16 protein-coding genes are annotated in these 16445 nt (G+C 62.8%); 11 read left to right on the top strand and 5 right to left on the bottom strand.

Features of this window, described 5'->3' with window-relative positions; genetic code table 11:
- Positions 1–45: 45 nt before the first annotated feature.
- The 4 genes from P6U30_RS07860 to P6U30_RS07845 form a co-directional block, all read right to left on the bottom strand.
- Positions 46–657: an outer membrane protein gene (locus P6U30_RS07860; protein WP_407168845.1), complete on the bottom strand. Its 612-nt coding sequence runs from the start codon at positions 655–657 to the stop codon at positions 46–48.
- A gap of 170 nt (positions 658–827) precedes the next feature.
- On the bottom strand, positions 828–1559 hold the full coding sequence (locus P6U30_RS07855; protein WP_407168844.1) for a GNAT family N-acetyltransferase: 732 nt from the start codon (positions 1557–1559) through the stop codon (positions 828–830).
- A gap of 279 nt (positions 1560–1838) precedes the next feature.
- The gene (locus P6U30_RS07850; protein ID WP_407168843.1) at positions 1839–2990 is read right to left on the bottom strand and encodes an L-dopachrome tautomerase-related protein; all 1152 of its coding nucleotides are present in this window, start codon (positions 2988–2990) and stop codon (positions 1839–1841) included.
- 410 nt (positions 2991–3400) lie between these two features.
- The gene (locus P6U30_RS07845; RefSeq protein ID WP_407168842.1) at positions 3401–3589 is read right to left on the bottom strand and encodes a Flp family type IVb pilin; all 189 of its coding nucleotides are present in this window, start codon (positions 3587–3589) and stop codon (positions 3401–3403) included.
- Between the two features lie 743 nt (positions 3590–4332).
- Between P6U30_RS07845 and P6U30_RS07840 the strand changes: the two genes are divergently transcribed.
- The 7 genes from P6U30_RS07840 to P6U30_RS07810 all read left to right on the top strand — a co-directional run bounded on the left by P6U30_RS07840 (position 4333) and on the right by P6U30_RS07810 (position 11418).
- Positions 4333–5856 carry a Do family serine endopeptidase gene (locus P6U30_RS07840; RefSeq protein ID WP_407168841.1) on the top strand — a complete coding sequence of 508 codons (1524 nt, stop codon included), beginning with the start codon at positions 4333–4335 and terminating at the stop codon, positions 5854–5856.
- Between the two features lie 198 nt (positions 5857–6054).
- Entirely contained in the window at positions 6055–7395 is a 1341-nt protein-coding gene (locus P6U30_RS07835; protein WP_407168840.1) for a S41 family peptidase, read from the top strand.
- Positions 7396–7448: 53 nt separating this feature from the next.
- Entirely contained in the window at positions 7449–7712 is a 264-nt protein-coding gene (locus tag P6U30_RS07830) for a hypothetical protein (protein WP_407168839.1), read from the top strand.
- Between the two features lie 140 nt (positions 7713–7852).
- Positions 7853–9256, top strand: coding sequence for an MFS transporter (locus tag P6U30_RS07825; RefSeq protein WP_407168838.1), 1404 nt, complete (start codon positions 7853–7855; stop codon positions 9254–9256).
- 114 nt (positions 9257–9370) lie between these two features.
- Positions 9371–10039 carry an HAD hydrolase-like protein gene (locus P6U30_RS07820; RefSeq protein ID WP_407168837.1) on the top strand — a complete coding sequence of 223 codons (669 nt, stop codon included), beginning with the start codon at positions 9371–9373 and terminating at the stop codon, positions 10037–10039.
- A gap of 354 nt (positions 10040–10393) precedes the next feature.
- Entirely contained in the window at positions 10394–10747 is a 354-nt protein-coding gene (locus P6U30_RS07815) for a hypothetical protein (protein WP_407150791.1), read from the top strand.
- A gap of 464 nt (positions 10748–11211) precedes the next feature.
- Complete coding sequence (locus tag P6U30_RS07810) at positions 11212–11418, top strand: DUF3551 domain-containing protein (protein ID WP_407170397.1); 207 nt, start codon at positions 11212–11214, stop codon at positions 11416–11418.
- 206 nt (positions 11419–11624) lie between these two features.
- Here P6U30_RS07810 and P6U30_RS07805 read toward each other — a convergent pair whose 3' ends face one another.
- Positions 11625–11984, bottom strand: coding sequence for a YciI family protein (locus tag P6U30_RS07805; protein WP_407168836.1), 360 nt, complete (start codon positions 11982–11984; stop codon positions 11625–11627).
- A 214-nt stretch (positions 11985–12198) separates the two neighbouring features.
- Here P6U30_RS07805 and P6U30_RS07800 point away from each other — a divergent pair, with 214 nt between their 5' ends.
- From P6U30_RS07800 to P6U30_RS07785, 4 genes are all read left to right on the top strand, one after another.
- Positions 12199–12414, top strand: a complete 216-nt coding sequence (locus tag P6U30_RS07800) for a hypothetical protein (protein WP_407168835.1) — start codon at positions 12199–12201, stop codon at positions 12412–12414.
- Positions 12415–12635: 221 nt separating this feature from the next.
- The gene (locus P6U30_RS07795; RefSeq protein ID WP_407168834.1) at positions 12636–13619 is read left to right on the top strand and encodes a putative zinc-binding metallopeptidase; all 984 of its coding nucleotides are present in this window, start codon (positions 12636–12638) and stop codon (positions 13617–13619) included.
- Complete coding sequence (locus tag P6U30_RS07790; protein WP_407150787.1) at positions 13616–14650, top strand: ATP-grasp domain-containing protein; 1035 nt, start codon at positions 13616–13618, stop codon at positions 14648–14650. The genes P6U30_RS07795 and P6U30_RS07790 overlap by 4 nt, the downstream gene beginning before the upstream one ends.
- A gap of 409 nt (positions 14651–15059) precedes the next feature.
- Positions 15060–16310 carry an ABC transporter substrate-binding protein gene (locus P6U30_RS07785; protein WP_407168833.1) on the top strand — a complete coding sequence of 417 codons (1251 nt, stop codon included), beginning with the start codon at positions 15060–15062 and terminating at the stop codon, positions 16308–16310.
- Positions 16311–16445 lie beyond the last annotated feature (135 nt).

The raw sequence follows: 16445 nt of genomic DNA, 5'->3' as shown, positions 1-16445 counted from the left end.
AGGTGAGTCTCCGTTGCCGCTCTAGTTCAATTCAACTCGTCAGCTTTAGCGGCCGCCGAAGAGAATCGGAGACTGGCCCGGCAGCAGCGGTGAATTGATGTCGCTGTCCGTGCGTTCCGATTGCAACTGCGTGTAACCAACCCCGAACGACAAGCTCACATTCGATGTCGGCCGATACTCGATACCTGCATGCGCCGCATAGCCGGCGTTGGTGCCCGACGCGGTGCTGAACGGCGCGATCGGTCCGCCGATGCCGGGGGCGTTGTATTTCAGCGAATCAAACCCGGCGTAGAACGTGACCGGTGATGATCCATCCGCGCCCTTGAAGTTATAGCCGAACCGCGAGCCCTGGTAATCAAACGAGCCGAACGCTCCAGCCTGGTTGAGACCGCTCAAGCCGAAGCGGCCCGCTTCGCTCCCGACGAACCAGCCTTCGGGACGATTACCGTTCAGATAGGCGGAGCCGCCTTCGCCAAAGCTCGGGAAGTTCCCGTAGGTGTCCGCCTTTTGGCCGTCGGCGAGACTGGCACCGAAGCCGAACAGCGAGCCCGGGGTCCAATATGGCACCGGGCCGGTTTGAGCGTCAGCCGCGCGGCCGCCGAGACACAGCGTCGCCAACACGATTGCGAGACCGCATTTGCGTGAGAAGATCGACATTCCGTTACCGCCAACACCCCCGCGAAACTATACGCTGCGGACATCGAGAATGCCAGTGGAACGGCTTCGGCGCCACGTGCCAGCCCTGCCGACACGGCAGCCACGCACCCTCGTCCTGCGCCGTCAGGTCATGACGCAGCTCACTCGCAGCGATCACCCGCTATCGTGTCCTACGAGATCCGCAAGCTGGCTCCGCGAAGCCGGAGACCGAGGCGAGCGGCAACGCGTTGCGAGGCGACGTTGCCTCGGCCCGTGCTGTAGAACAGGGTGCGAGAGCGAAGTTCGGGAAGCCGCGACCATCCGGCCGTCGCAGCGGCGGCGAGGCCTCGACCTCTGAACGGCTTCGCTGTCACCAGCCCGAGTTCGGCTCCGGCCTCGGCAAGCCGCGCCGCAAACGCCACGGAGGCGACGTCACCATCAACAATGGCGGCGCACCAGGGTGTCCAGAAGTCCGCCGCCCGACCAAAGCCGAGTTCAATGAAGCTTTCCGGAACTCCGTCCGCCGCCCAGGATCGGATCAGATCTCGCCCTTCCTCGGAATCGCTGCTGACGAGCCGCGCGCGGCCCGGATACGGATGCGCCCACGGCAATTCGTAGATCAGACCCAAATCGGCGGTCGCGGGACGATCACCGTGGAGCAGCGACAGATAGCGTTCAAGATATTTCGGTGACGCCGGGTGGATGAACGGCGGCTCGTCTGCGGCGAGGGCTTCCAATTCCGCTGCCAGGTTGTCAGGCAGATCGGCATGCACTCCGAACACGTTGCCATCCGCGCAACCGGCCAGCCAGAATCGCGGTCCACGCGAACAGTCCGGATCGTTCTCGCGTTCTATTCGCCCGTCGTTCCTCGTGCGAAACAACGTGCAGTATTCCAGGTTCAACCAGTGGACGTTGCGGCTCATGGGGCAGTGTCTAGCAGCTTCTCGGCATCCGTCGAGCGCCGGCATCCGGACCCATGTAGGGCAACCGCATTTGGAAGAAAAGCCCTGCGGCCATCCTTCGAGACGCCCGCCTTTGGCGGGCTCCTCAGGATGAGGTCTTGTGTTGCGGCACAATAGTAGACCCTCATGGTGAGGAGCGCCGCTTGCGGCGCGTCTCGAACCACGAGGCCCATATGCCGCCCTGGTCGGCTGCGCACGTTCATGCGAAAGACCTGTGGCCCCATGGGACCTCAGCAGTTCCTAGCGTCGTCGCTTCCGGATATTGGGCTCGGGTAGCTTGGTCCTGAAAATTGTAAACGGGCCCGAGCGCGGCAGGTTGTTCTTGAAGGCGACTTCCCACAAATGGGAATCGGCGATGTAGAGGTAGCCCTGACTGATCGCAAAGCCGTCGGCCCACGAAAGCTTTCCGGGATCACGAACGAAGACCTTGGTCGCGAGCGTATGGCTCGGCGTCCTCGTGATGGCGACGACGCTGCCGTGCTCCAGATCGCCGGCGTAGAGCGTGCCGCGCCTGTCCATGATCAGGCCACCGCTCAACACGGAGCTGCCGAGATATTCGACCTTCCTGGCAAGCTCGCTGTCGGACAGCCGGTCATCACGCAGCGCCGCGGTGGGTACGCGCCAATAATTGTGGTCGGTCAAAGGCCGGTAATAGAGCCATTGCGAATCCGGCGAGAGTGCGATGCCGTCGGCATGGATCGCAACCACCGATCCATCGGTGCGCAACGCGGCGTCCTTGCCGATCATGAGATGCTGCTTGGGATCGGCAAACGTCGAACGGTCGCCAACCAGCACCTGCCGTGCCTTGCCGGTCTTCAGATCCAGCACGACCAGGCTGCCCTTGTTCGCCGCATTGGTCAGATAAGCGAAGTTGTGAACGACATCGACGCGCACGTCGTTGAGCGAGTCCTTCGCGGACACGACGCCGCTGAAGTCATATTGCCGGATGACCTTGTTGGTCGAGAGATCGAACTCGACCAGTTTCGGCGGCAGGCGCTCCTGATCGACCTTGGACAATGACGAGTCGAGCGCCCAAAGATGGTCCCTTCGGTCCACCCAAAGGGCCTGGACCGAGATCCACTGCGAGCTGCCGTTGCCTTGCTCGTCGAACTTATTCCAGGCAGCGTCGGGATAAGGCTTCAGCTCGCCCGTTCTCGGATTGACCTCGACCATGCTGTAAACCGATCGGGCCCGGCCTGCCGGCGCGGTCGCGAACACACGGCCCTTCGCCGAGACGCCGATGCCGACCAGCCGGAAGTCATCCTGGAATGCCTTGACTGTTTCGAGGGCAGGCCCAACCCTTGTCATCCCCTCCGGGCTTTCACCATGCGCCGCGATCGGCGACAGCGCGACGCCAAGCAGGATCATCTTGTGCAGCATTGCCTTGGACAACGGGACCTCCCTGTCGATATACCCCGGCTCCCGCGGACAACTTGACCACCCGGCCACGCGTTCCGGCATGGGACACATCCAATTGCGCCGCGCGACGATCGGTCGGGCGTCTAGGGAGAAATATCAATGGAGGAGGATCAGAACCGCGAGGCGATTCAATGGCGCGAGCTTCACGATTCTGCTCGAGCGCCAAACGATTGCCTCGCAGGCGGTCGCTTGTTCGTGAGGGCGGACATCAATGAGTCCCGGGGCAGCAGCGCGCGGCAAACGTCGCGATGCACACATGCCCTCGGTCGATAGGTTGGCAAATGCAACGCACCGGGTGAACAGGGCAGGTCACCACCCGGTGCGTTGCCAACTGACCAGCCACAATGCGCTGAGAACGCTTGGTCAGTATTCGATTTGCTTGACTAGCCGCCGCTGGGGGGAGCGGCGGGGGTCAAAGCCGTGGAGACCTTGCCGAAGACGTCGATCAACTGCGTGCCGACGCCCTTGACCGCCCCGATGATCACAACCGCGATGCCCGCCGCGATCAACCCGTATTCGATGGCGGTAGCCCCCGATTCATCCTTAAAGAACTCAACGCAAATAGCCTTCATCGCTGTACCCTTTTCTACTTTCCGAAACGATGGGACATCTGCGTCCCACAACCGGGGGTAGCGCGACAAATCCTAAAGCTGTTTGAATCGCCGATCGGTAGATTTGCGCGATAATCGAACGAAATTAAACCTCGAATTGTGCTGACAGCGGACCGGCCGGATTTGAACGAGAGTGCCGCGCGGGGCTCTGGAGCGGTCGCGGGACGCGACCAACTGCTTCGAAAACAATGGCTTACGATCTTGATCGCCGAGCGTTGAGATGCACGTCGCGGCGATCGAACGGACCGATTGCTGCGCGTCCTTTGCGCCGGATTACGGCGTATGCGGCGGCCCGCCGCGCGACAACTTGCTGTCGAGCCAGATCTACTCGCGTATTCAGATACCGGGTGGCATTGCGACGATTCAACCTCGGCAAGCGGGCGCACGCTAGGCAAGCGACGGGACGGGCAAGCGCGCCAGACGCGATCTCACATCGCGTCGCCCGACAGACTCACATTGCGTCGGCCGAAAGGTGCCGCGCTTGATATGCGGCGAACGGCCTAGGAATTCGGAGATCAGCGCAGGACGCATCGCCTCTACGGCACGTGTTCTCACCTGCGATCTCGGATGTGTCGTCCCCGCCGAGCGTTACCGCGAATTTAGCAACCTATCCCGCGAATTAATGCTCTCGACAGGACACGGTAATGCGGCGGCGATAGGTTTCTCCCCAGCCATATCAGGCAACCAATCCCGGGAGAAACATCATGCCAGACGACAACACCAAATTGCGTCACAGGATCTTATCGGCCCGACGTCTCGCGCTGCTCGGCTCCGTTGCGATGATCGGCGGCGCGCTCGCGATCGCAGGGCCGTTGGGGCACGGCCGACTTGTCGAGCAAGCCTTTGCCGCTACTCCGACATTGCAGACACAGGGTCCCGCCGGCTTCGCGGACTTGGTCGCGAAGGTCAAGCCGGCGGTCATTTCGGTGCGCGTGAAGCTCGACGAAGGGAGCGATACAACTGGTCCCAGTGCTGAGAACCTGCCGCCGTCGATGAAGGGCACGCCCTTCGAAAAATTCTTCCGCCAGTTCGGCTTCGACGGCACCCCGGGCGGCAAGCTGCAGCGTCACGAGGTCATCACCGGCGTCGGCTCCGGGTTCTTCATTTCGGCGGACGGTTATGCCGTGACCAACAATCACGTCGTCGATCACGCCACATCCGTGCAAGTCACGACGGACGACGGCACCATCTATGCCGCCAAGGTGATCGGCACCGATCCGAAGACCGACCTTGCGCTGATCAAGGTCGACGGCAAGAACGACTTCACCTACGTCAATCTCGAAAGCCAGGTTCCTCGGGTCGGCGACTGGGTCGTAGCGGTCGGCAATCCCTATGGCCTCGGCGGCACCGTGACGGCCGGCATCATCTCGGCCGAGGGACGCGACATCGGCGCAGGCCCCTATGACAACTACATCCAGATCGACGCGCCCATCAACAAGGGCAACTCCGGCGGGCCAACCTTCGACACCAACGGCAACGTCATCGGCGTCAACACCGCGATCTATTCGCCCTCGGGCGGCTCGGTCGGCATCGGCTTCGACGTGCCGGCACCGACGGTGAAGATGATCGTCGCCCAGCTCAAGGAGCACGGCACGGTGACGCGCGGCTGGCTCGGTGTGCAGGTGCAGCCGGTCACCACGGGCATTGCCGAGAGCCTCGGCCTGAAGCAGGCCAAGGGCGCGCTGGTCGACGAGGTCCGGCCGGACACGCCGGCGGCACAAGCCGGCATCCGCCCCGGCGACGTGATTACCTCGGTGAACGGCAACGCGGTCAAGGACTCGCGAACGCTCGCGCGCGAGATTTCGGGCATGGCTCCGGGCAGCACCGCGAAGCTCGATATCCTGCGCAAGGGCGAGACGCAGACGGTCACGGTGACGCTGGCCAAGATGCCGAACGACACCAAGGTCGCGCGGGCGGACGAAACCGAGCAAGGATCGCCGAAAGGGATTCCTCATCTCGGCCTGTCGGTTGCCCCCGCGGGCGATGTCGGAGGTGCCGGCGACAAGGGCGTCGTGGTCACGGCGGTGGAGCCGGGCGGTCCGGCAGCCGAGCACGGCCTGCAGTCCGGCGACGTCATCCTGTCCGTCGGAGGCAATGAGGTCAGTTCCGCAGCCGACCTTCGCAGCGCCCTCTCGGAAGCGAAGTCCGACGGCAAGCATGATGTCCTGATGCGGGTCAAGACGTCGGACAATACACACTTCGTCGCGATGCCGATCAGCCAGGGATGACGGCTGGCCCGCCGTCGCGTATTCTCCAAGCGCGACGGCGTGCTCGATCACCGGGATGCGATCAAATTTCGGTGGCAGCACCGGAGCCGCTATCGGAAAGCCGCGAATGGCATCAAAGACCACGACCAATATCTGCTGCGTCGCCGCGGCCTCCGCGGCGCGCTCGCGTCTTAAGCGCATTCACTGGACGAGCAAGCAATGAAGAGATCTCATCGCGCCATCGCTATCGCCTGCGCCGCATCGGCCGCCGCCATCGGCCTCGGTCTGGCGCCACGCGTTCTTGCCGGCCCTTCGACGGCCGACCTCGGACTTCTCGCCGGCGTGATGCAGCTCGTGCAGCAAGATTACGTCCACCCGGTCGACTCGAGCCAGCTCACCGACGCGGCCCTGAAGGGAATGCTGTCCCGTCTCGATCCGCACTCCTCCTACATGACCGAGCCGGAATTCCGCGAGTCCAAGGAAGACATCAGCGGAAAGTTCGGCGGCATCGGCCTCAAAATCACCGATCACAACGGCTTGCCCACTGTTCTCTCGCCGATCGACGACACGCCGGGCGCCCATGCAGGCTTGCAGCCGGGCGATACGATCGTTTCCGTCGACGGGCAGAGCACGCATGGCGCTGACCTGATGGAGGTGATCAGGAAGATTCGCGGAACACCCGGAACGATCGTCAGGTTGACGATCCAGCGCGACGGCAAGCCGCCCTTCGACGTGCCCCTCACCCGTCAGGTCATCGCGATCCATAGCGTCAAGTCGAGGCTCGAAGCCAATGAGATGGGATATGTGCGGATCAGCGAGTTCGGCAAGGAGACGCCGAACGAACTGCACCAGGCCATCTCGACGCTGCAGCACGAGGCCAACGGCAAGCTGGCCGGTCTCGTCCTCGACCTGCGCAACGATCCCGGCGGCCTGCTGGCATCCGCAGTCGACGTCTCCAGCGATTTCCTGAACGGCGGCACCGTCGTCTCGATCCGCGGCCGTAACGGCAATGACGATCAATCGTTCACGGCTCCCGCAACGGGTGCGCTGCTGCCGGACACGCCCGTCGTGGTCCTCGTCAACGGCGCCTCCGCCTCGGCCTCCGAGATCGTCGCCGGCGCATTGCAGGATCGCCACCGCGCGACCGTGATGGGAACGCAGAGCTTTGGCAAGGGATCGGTCCAGACCATCATCCCGATCAAGGATCACGGCGCCCTGCGGTTGACGACCGCGCTCTACTACACGCCATCCGGCCGCTCGATTCAGGGCGACGGGATCACGCCCGATGTCGTCGTCGAGGCGGCCAAGGACGAGCAGGTCGCAAACGCGCTGGTCTGGCGCGAAGCCCAGCTCCACGGTGCGTTCGCCAATCCCGGAACGCTGCCGAGATCCGACGCGACGCCGGGTACCAAGAGCACGTCCGCCCAAACCGCTTCGCCGCCGATCAAGGAACAACTGATCGGTAGTGATCACGACAGCCAACTCAAGGCAGCGCTGCATTATCTCGAACGCTTGCCGGCACAAAATCCGCCGATCATCCGCACCAGTGCACCGGGATGATGTCCCTGTAGCGCAGGATGTGGCGTGCATGCTTCACGACGGGTCACACGCCCATGACCAGAGAGCAGCGAACCGCCCCGTCCGAGCCGGAGAAGCCGACGACGGCGGGCGCATTGTCCGGCTTGATCCGCGAATCCTGGCGCGCGCTCGTCAGTTGGGCGTGTCTGATCGGCGCATCGCTGATCGGATTCGGAGTGACCGAGGGGGCCCCGTATCATCATCTCGCGGTGGGCATTCTGCTGACCTCGTCGACGCTGTTCGTCTGCATGGCGTTGTTTGAGGGCATTTGGCGGCTGTTCGTCGATCACGAGTCGTGAGCCCGCATTCCATCCCCTCTCCGCATTTTTCCATCGCCAACTGCGCCGGAATTTTGGTCCCCCTCCGCTTTGATGAGTCGCCCCGATGGCGGGGTCGGCGTAGGCTGCGTCCCTCGCCATAAAAAATAACGGGAGGCCCAATGTCGACAATCGACCAGCCCGCCCAAGGGCGCGCCGCGGATATCCTCGCTCGCCTGGATCGGCTCCCCGGCACGCGACATGTCTGGATGATGATCACGCTGCTCTCGCTCGGCGGCATGTTCGAGCTCTACGATCTCTTCATGACCGCCTACATCGTTCCCGGTCTTCTGAAGGCGGGATTGCTCAAGGACGTGTCCGTCAGCATCTTCGCGGGCCCGGCGCTGTTCGTCGCGGCAACCTTCACCGGCCTGTTCATCGGCACCTGCGCGTTCGGCTATGTCGCCGATCAATACGGACGCCGGACGGTCTTCACCTATTCGATGCTGTGGTACAGCGCGGCGACCTTCGTGATGGCGTTTCAGGACACCGGGCTTGGCGTCAGCCTGTGGCGGTTGATCGCCGGCATCGGCATCGGCGTCGAGCTCGTCACCATCGACACCTACGTGTCCGAACTCGTGCCCAAATCGATGCGCGGCCGCGCCTTCGCCTTCAATCAGGGCGTCATGTTCTCGGTCGTGCCGATTGTGGCGTTTATCTCCTACATGCTGGTACCGATCAGCCCGTTCGGCGTGGATGGCTGGCGCTGGGTGGTCCTGATCGGCTCGACCGGCGCGCTCTTTGTCTGGTTCATCCGCCGCTCGGTCCCGGAGAGCCCGCGATGGCTGATCAATCAGGGGCGGCTCGACGAGGCCGATGCGGTGACGACCGCGATCGAAAAGAAAGTCCGGGACGATCTCAAGGGCGCGGCGCTGGCGACACCGGGAAGCCATGCCGTGGAGAAGGCCGAGCCCCTGGGACGCCTGGCCGAGATCTTCGCGCCACGCTATCGCAGCCGCACCTTCATGCTGATGGTCTTCCAGTTCTTCCAGACGTTCGGCTTCTATGGCTTCGCGGCCTGGGTGCCGACGTTGATCGCGCAACAGACCGGCATCAATGTCAGCAAGAGCCTGCTCTACTCGTTCATCATCGCGATCGCCAACCCGTTCGGGCCGTTGCTGGCCATGAGCTTCGCCGACAAGTTCGAGCGCAAGTGGCAATTGGTCGCCGCGGCCTGCTGCATCGGCATCTTCGGAATGCTGTTCTCGTATCAGGGCACCATGCCGCTGCTCATCCTGTTCGGTGTGCTGATCACGCTTTCGAACAATATCCTCTCCTACTCGTTTCACAACTATCAGGCCGAGCTGTTCCCGGCCCGGATCCGGGCACGCGCGGTCGGGTTCACCTACTCGCTGAGCCGGCTCAGCGCGATCTTTGCCAGCTTCATCATCGGCTTCTTCCTGCAGACCGCGGGCACCAGGGGCGTGTTCGGATTGATCGCCGGCGCCATGCTGATCGTGGTCGTCGCCATCGCCGGATGGGGCCCGCGCACGCTCGATCGCGAGCTCGAGGAGATCTCGAAATGACGTAACCGCCGGCACGCGCAACGCCCAGACCTGGTCCACATCCACCTTTGATCCAGGGCCGAGGTTGCCAGGAGCAAGCGTTTACTCGCCCGCACCCGGCCGCTATGGTCGAGTATGCCGATGGCCCGCTCCGTGCTCCTGGATCTCGACGGAACGCTCGTCGATTCACAGCCGGGCATTGTCGCGAGCTGCTCGGCCGCTCTGCGTGCGCTCGGACACGAGCCCGGTGATGCGCGCGAGATCAGGCGCGCGATCGGACCGCCGCTCGAAGACATCTTGCAGGCCCTGCTGCGGCCGCACGGTGACGACCGGCTCGATCAAGCCGTGGCGGCCTACCGTCAGCACTACGGCGAAAGCGGTCTGCTCGGAAGCGAGCCTTACCCCGGAATCGGCGATGCGCTCTGCGACATGCGGCAAGCCGGCTTGCGACTCTATCTGGCAACGTCGAAGCGCGACGTGTTTGCGCGGCGCATCCTGGAGAACCTGCAACTCGCAACGTATTTCGACGGCATCTACTGCTCGGTGCCGGGCGGCCAGCTCGACCATAAGCCCCAGTTGCTCGCCCACATCCTGTCTGAACAGCGGGATATCCGTGCCTCGCACAGCCTCATGGTCGGAGATCGCCGGCATGACATCGCCGGCGCTCACGCGGTCAAGATGCGCGGCGTTGGCGTGCTTTGGGGATATGGCAGCCGGGATGAGCTCGAGGCGGCCGGCGCAGATCGATTGGTGGAGCGGACGGCGGACCTTGCTCGCATTGTTCTGTCAATGCTGAACGGGTAGCTGTCGCCCATGCGGCCCACGCGGCCGGTTCCGAAGTCCGCTTCGGCTTGACCGGTCACCGCGACCTGCGCGTAGCCCATAAGGGGCATTCGCTGGGCGGGCAGCAATCCTGAGTCAAGCTGGCGTGAACTCCAATGAGCAGAGTTCTCGGATCTCGGCTAGTGCGATGGGAACGTTGCAAGAATCAGCTTGGCCTCATCAAGAATCAGCTTGGCCGCATGGAGAATTGTGGCTTTTCGCGAAGCCGATCTCGATATCCTGCGTCGCGGGCCGCGATATGATCCGGAACGATATGCAGGGACGGCGCGTTCTGGCCGGCGTTGGGGGTCAAACCAAGCCAAGAAAGGAATGCTCATGCGGATCTCCACCGCATCCGTCATCGTTGCGGCGCTCGCCCTCGGAACGCCTGCTTGGGGGCAGACGCAAGGAACCCAACCCAAGACGCCGCCACAGTCTCAGTCTGACGAGTCCACCGTCATCCGGAGCATACAGGTCGTCAACATCAAGGACCTTGAGCCCGAGCTGCGCACGAAGGTCGAAAATGTCGTCGCAAAGGCAAGCGAAGACGATCTGCGAAAGCTTCAGCAATCGGTCGACGCGTCGCCGGAGGCCGTATCGGCGCTCAAGGCAAAGGGCCTCAGCTCGTCACAAGTCGTCGCGGTCAATCTCACCAACGGCATCCTGACGCTCTTCGCTAAAACGGCCTGAGCACAGACAGCCCGACGAAATTCGGACACTACATAGGCTCGCCGGTTCATACCCGGCGGGCCCCAACGCTCTATCCAATCCATCGCAATCTCCCGCCAGATCGTCCCTGCGCTCGCGGAGCGCGCGAAGCCGTGACCTGACAGATCGACGATCCCGGTGGTCGAGCGAGAACTATCCCCAGCGTCGTCCTGGCGAAAGCCAGGACCCGTTACCTCAAATGGTCACTGTTGCACGACGCTCGGGCCACATTCTCGTGTCCAACCAACTGCAGTGGTAATGGGTCCTGGCTTTCGCCAGGACGACGGAGAGATTTAGCCGGGCGGGTCCGTTCCCCGGGGACTGGATCAAAGCGTAACACTGAGACTATCATGCACCAGAGCGAGTGATGAAAGCTCGCGACGAACGGCGGGAGACCTGATGTGAAGTTAGTTGGAGCGCTGGTGCTTGCACTGAGCGCGCTTTGGATGACACGACCGGCATCTGCGCAAATGTATGATCCACGCTACCCGGTCTGCATGCATGTTTACGGTACGTTGATCGGCGAGCGAATGGACTGCATCTTCACCTCGTTCAATCAGTGCCAGGCCTCCGCCACGGGAATTCCGGCGACCTGTCTGTTCAATCCCTATTACGCTGGACGGCCGTTGCCCCCTCGCCGGTTTGCACGATAATGCTTTTGCGCTTGCCTTCGCGAGCATGCGGTTGAGCCTCACGACTGCGCCGGACCCGCAGTCCTTGATGTGACGATGTTTGGCTCACTAAGTCGTCCCGGCGAACCGCTCGAAGTCGAGTGGAGCGCCGCGAAGCTCGCCGGCACTGTTGCTGCCGGCGAGCTCGCATTCAGTGATCGATTTCAGTCGTCCTCGGCGCCGACGTCTCATTGAAAATCGGTCATCTCATATAACGGCCGGATCTCGATTTCGCTTGGTCCCGCCATCGGATTTGGGCAGCGCTTCACCCAGGCGACCGCCTCGTCCGTGTCCTTGACCTCCCAGAGCCAGAAGCCGGCGACCAGTTCGCGGGTCGCGGCGAACGGCCCATCGGTGACTGTACGGCCGGTGCCGTCGAACGCGATACGCTTGCCGTGGGATGAGGGTTTGAGGCCATCGGCAGCGCGCAGGATGCCGGCATTGGCGAGCTCCTCGTTGTACCTCCCCATTGCCTCCAACAATTCGGTCGTGGGCAGAATCCCCATTTCGCTCTGTTCGGTCGCCTTCACGATCACCATGACACGCATCGTCTGTCTCCTCGCTTGAGCTGGACTTCATTGGATGGACATCGGAACGACGAACGCGATCATGGGACGCCGACATCTCCCTGCAAATATTCTTGGCCGAAAACGTCGCGATGAACACGCGTTCACGAGCGTTACGAAATGGTCATGGAGGATTCGTTGAACGGCCTTGCCCGATTGCCTACGTTTCTTCTGAACAGGACAGGAGGGACTTTCCATGAAACGGTCGCAGCTTCTGTTGGACAACGCGGTGATCTGTTCCAAGCTCGCCCGGCGTTCAAACAACAAGCAGACGAAAGCTCTCTTCAAGCGCATGGAAGACTCCTGGAGGGCTCTGGCGCGCGAACAGGATTGGCTCGATGGAGAGATCGCCCCCGTCGACGCATTTCGGTTTGGCCGCCCGGTTCGCGCCAGACCGTCGCATGCCGCGTAAGCCTGCCACCCCAGATCGACCCTGGCCGGCTCGACGAGCACGTCGATAGCTGCGGCGCAGTAGCATCCGATCACGCCGGTGACGCGGCAGGGCCCGCGGCGCGAGCACTCAGTGATTGTTGCCTGCGGCAACCTGTGACACCATTCAAATATCGGTTGTCACGACTTCTGGGTCCTATGCCGCGCCGGAGATATGCTTGGGAAGAACTGTCGGATGAGCAGTTGCTCAAGCAACGGCTCAGCAGTTTGAGGGTTGCGGTCGAGGGCACCTGGCTCGAGGATTGTCTCAGCACCCTCTATGAGGAGCTCGAGGAGCGGGGCATCCGGCTGCGGCCGCATGCCTGGATATCGAGCGAATGGTTCAGTCCGGCAAACGTGCCCGGCATTGCCATCCCCTTCTATCTCACTCATCCCCGCCTGATGAAGCTCGAGAAGAAGATGATGCTCGATGTCGAGGGAGGCGCCTGGTCCGAGTGCATGGCCATTCTCCGTCATGAGGCCGGCCATGCCATGCAGCATGGCTATCAACTGCAACGCCGCAGGCGTTGGCAGAAGTTGTTCGGCCCGTCGTCGAAGCACTACCCGCGCTACTACCGGCCCAATCCGGCCAGCCGCAATTATGTCCAGCATCTTCGGCGCTGGTACGCGCAGAGCCACCCGGACGAGGATTTCGCTGAAACCTTCGCGGTGTGGCTGCGGCCGCGTTCGAACTGGCGGACGCGGTATGCCGGATGGCCGGCGCTGAAGAAGCTCGAATATGTCGACGAGTTGATGGCTGAGATTGCAGGGAAGCGACCGCTGGTCACGACGCGAGAGCGGGTCGACCCGCTGCATGAGCTCAGCCAAACGCTCGGCGAGCACTACAAGAAGAAGCAGGCGTTCTACGCCTTCACGCCACCGAAGACCTACGACCGCGATCTCTCCCGGCTGTTTTCCGCCGATCCGCTGCATCGGCGGGGGCGGCCGGCCTCGGCCTTCATCAGGCGGCACCGCGCCCAAATCCGGCAGCTCGTCGCGCGGTGGACAGGCGAGAACCAGTTGACGCTCGATTCTGTGCTTGACGACATGATCTCTCGCTGCCGCGAGCTCGACCTGCGTGCCGTCGGCCCGGAACAGAAGCTCGTGATCAACTTCACCGTGCTGTTGACCGCCAAAACCATGCACGCGCTGTTCGGGCCGTCGCGGCGCAAATGGATCGCGCTATGAGACGCCTTCGCATTCTCGTGCTCATGCATCCGGACTGTGTGCCTCCGGACTCGACCGATGGATACACCGCGCAGCAGATCAACGCGTGGAAGACGGAATACGACGTCGTGAGCACGTTGCGCGCGGCCGGCCACGAAGTTCGCCCGCTCGGCGCACAGGAGGAAATCAAGCCGGTGCGCGACGAGATCGAAGGCTTCAAGCCGCATGTGGTGTTCACGCTGTTGGAGGAATTCCACTACGAGGTCGTGTATGACCAGCACATCGCCAGCTATCTCGAATTGATGCGGATCCCGTATACCGGGTGCAACCCGCGCGGCCTGATCCTGGCGCGGGGCAAGGATCTGTCCAAGACGCTGGTGCATCATCGCCGGATCGCCGTGCCGGCCTTCGCCGTGTTCCCGATGCGCCACAAGGTCAAACGGCCGGCGCGCCTCGCGCTGCCGCTCATTGTCAAGAGCCTGAACATGGATGGATCGTTCGGTATCTCGCAGGCCTCCATCGTCGACACGGACGAGAAGCTCGCGGAGCGCGTCGCCTTCATCCACGAGCGGATCGGATCTGCCGCCATCGCCGAGCAGTATATCGAGGGGCGCGAGCTCTATGTCGGTGTGCTCGGCAACAACCGGCTGCGCGTTCTGCCGGTTTGGGAATTGAAATTCGGCAGCATGGGCGGTCGCGGCGCCCGGCACATCGCCACCGAGAAAGCCAAACACGATCCCGATTATCAGGAACGCGTCGGAATTGTCGATGGACCAGCCGAGGATCTTGCGCCGGAACTATCCGCGCGTATCCAGCGAACCGCGAAACGCATCTACCGGGCGCTGGGGCTCGACGGCTACGCGCGCATCGACTTTCGTCTCTCTGCCGATGGCGTTCCGTATTTCATCGAGGCGAATCCCAATCCCGAAATCGCGAAGAGCCAGGAGTTCGCCACGGCGGCTCAGCATGACGGATTGGACTACCCGGATCTGCTGCATCGCATTGTGACCCTCGGCATCAGCCGCGCAAAGGCAGGCGTATCCCTGGGCTGAAGGCGGCATGAGATGGGCCAACACAGCGGCGCGCGCTCAGAAATTGATTGACGCGATGGGCCGGCAATATCGCATGGAAGAAAGGGCTTTCCCTGCGCCCTCTGTCCGATGCGAGGGCGAAACGAGATGCAAAGCTCGGACTATTCATGTCGCGAGAACGCGATGTCTGACTCACCAGCGGTGCAACACATTCGCCGTCGTCCCGGCGGAGGCCGGGACCTGGCGCTTCCCGGCGACATTGCCGCGACCAACCTCGTTGCGGCGCAGCAAGCAAAATGAGACTGCCCGTTAAGCCGCCTGAGGGCGACGACATCCGCGTCGCGCCCGCCATCGGCTAGCCTTGCGCGTAACAACCGGACGTCTGCGCCTGACAACGCGGACGCCGGCGACAACAGCAGGGAGGAGAGCAATGTTGAAGGGCAGTGTGGGACTGATAGCGTTGGGCAGCCTGTTGCTTTCGGGCACGGCGTTCGCTCAGGAGAAGATCAAGGTCGGCGTTACCGCAACGCTCGAGGGCACCTACACGGTGCTGGGCGAGGACGGCATGCGCGGCTTCCAGACTGCGCTCAACGTGCTCGGCAAGAAGATCGGCGACAAGGAGCTCGACTTCGTCGTCGCCTCGACCGACGCGACGCCGGACTCCGCGGTGCGCGCGGTGCGCAAGCTGATCGAGCAGGACAAGGTGCAGATCCTGCTGTCGCCGCTGTCCGGCGACGAGGGCATCGCGGTGAAGAATTTCGCGAAAACCCATCCCGAGCTGACCTTCGTCAACGCCGCCTCCGGCGCGCAGGAAGCGACCTATGTCGACCCGGCGCCGAACTTCTTCCGTTACAACATGGATGGTGCGCAGTGGCAGGTCGGTCTCGGCAAATACGCCTATGAGACCAAGGGCTATCGCAAGATCGCGACGGTCGGCGAGGACTATTCCTTCATCTACACCCAGGTGTTCGGGCTGGTGCTGGAATTCTGCGGCGCCGGCGGCCAGGTCACCAGCCGGCAATGGGTGCCGCTCGGCACCAAGGATTTCGCCTCCGTGATCGCCGCGCTGCCTGACGATGTCGACGCGATCTATCTCGGGCTCGGCGGCGCCGACGCCGTCAACTTTCTCAACCAGTATCAGCAGGCCGGTGGCAAGGCGCATCTGATGGGCGGCTCGATCATGATCGACCAGACCATCCTGTCGTCGAAGGGCAGCGCCAAGAACGCGCTGATCGGCACCATCGCAGCGAGCGGCCAGGCCGACACCTGGGACGATCCCAACTGGCAGAAATTCGTGAAGGCCTACCAGGATTCCTTCCCGCCGGCGAAGCGCTTCCCGAGCCCGTCGCTGCTGGCGACCAACTATTACGACTCGACGATGGCGCTGATCCTGGCGCTGCGGCAGGTCAATGGCGACCTCTCCAACAACCAGGCCAAGCTCAAGGACGCGCTGGCGAAGATCGAGATCGACGCGCCGAACGGCAAGATCAAGCTCGACTCGAACCGCCAGGCGATCGGCACCAACTTTGTCACCGAGGTGGTCGACGACGGCAAGGGCGCGCTGTTCAGCAAGGTCGTGAAGGTGATCCCGAACGTCAACCAGACGCTGGGCTACGATCCCGCGACCTTCGCCAAGATCGGCCTGCCCAGCCGCACGATCCCGGAGTGCAAGAAGTACTGACGTATTTGTTGCAGTGCGGGCAAGCCGGCCGTGGCGGCGACGCGGTTGTATCGGACGCTCTGCTCGCCCTTGCTTTCCGTTGGCGGATGTTGAACGCTTGTCGAAAAGACAACAACATCCCGCGGGAGGGGAGGC

Origin of the sequence: Bradyrhizobium sp. ORS 111 (assembly GCF_045571485.1) — a bacterium.
In the GTDB taxonomy this organism is placed as follows: Bacteria; Pseudomonadota; Alphaproteobacteria; order Rhizobiales; family Xanthobacteraceae; genus Bradyrhizobium.
The sequence above is the reverse complement of the archived record's forward strand: the minus strand, read 5'-3'. Positions and strand labels throughout refer to the sequence as shown.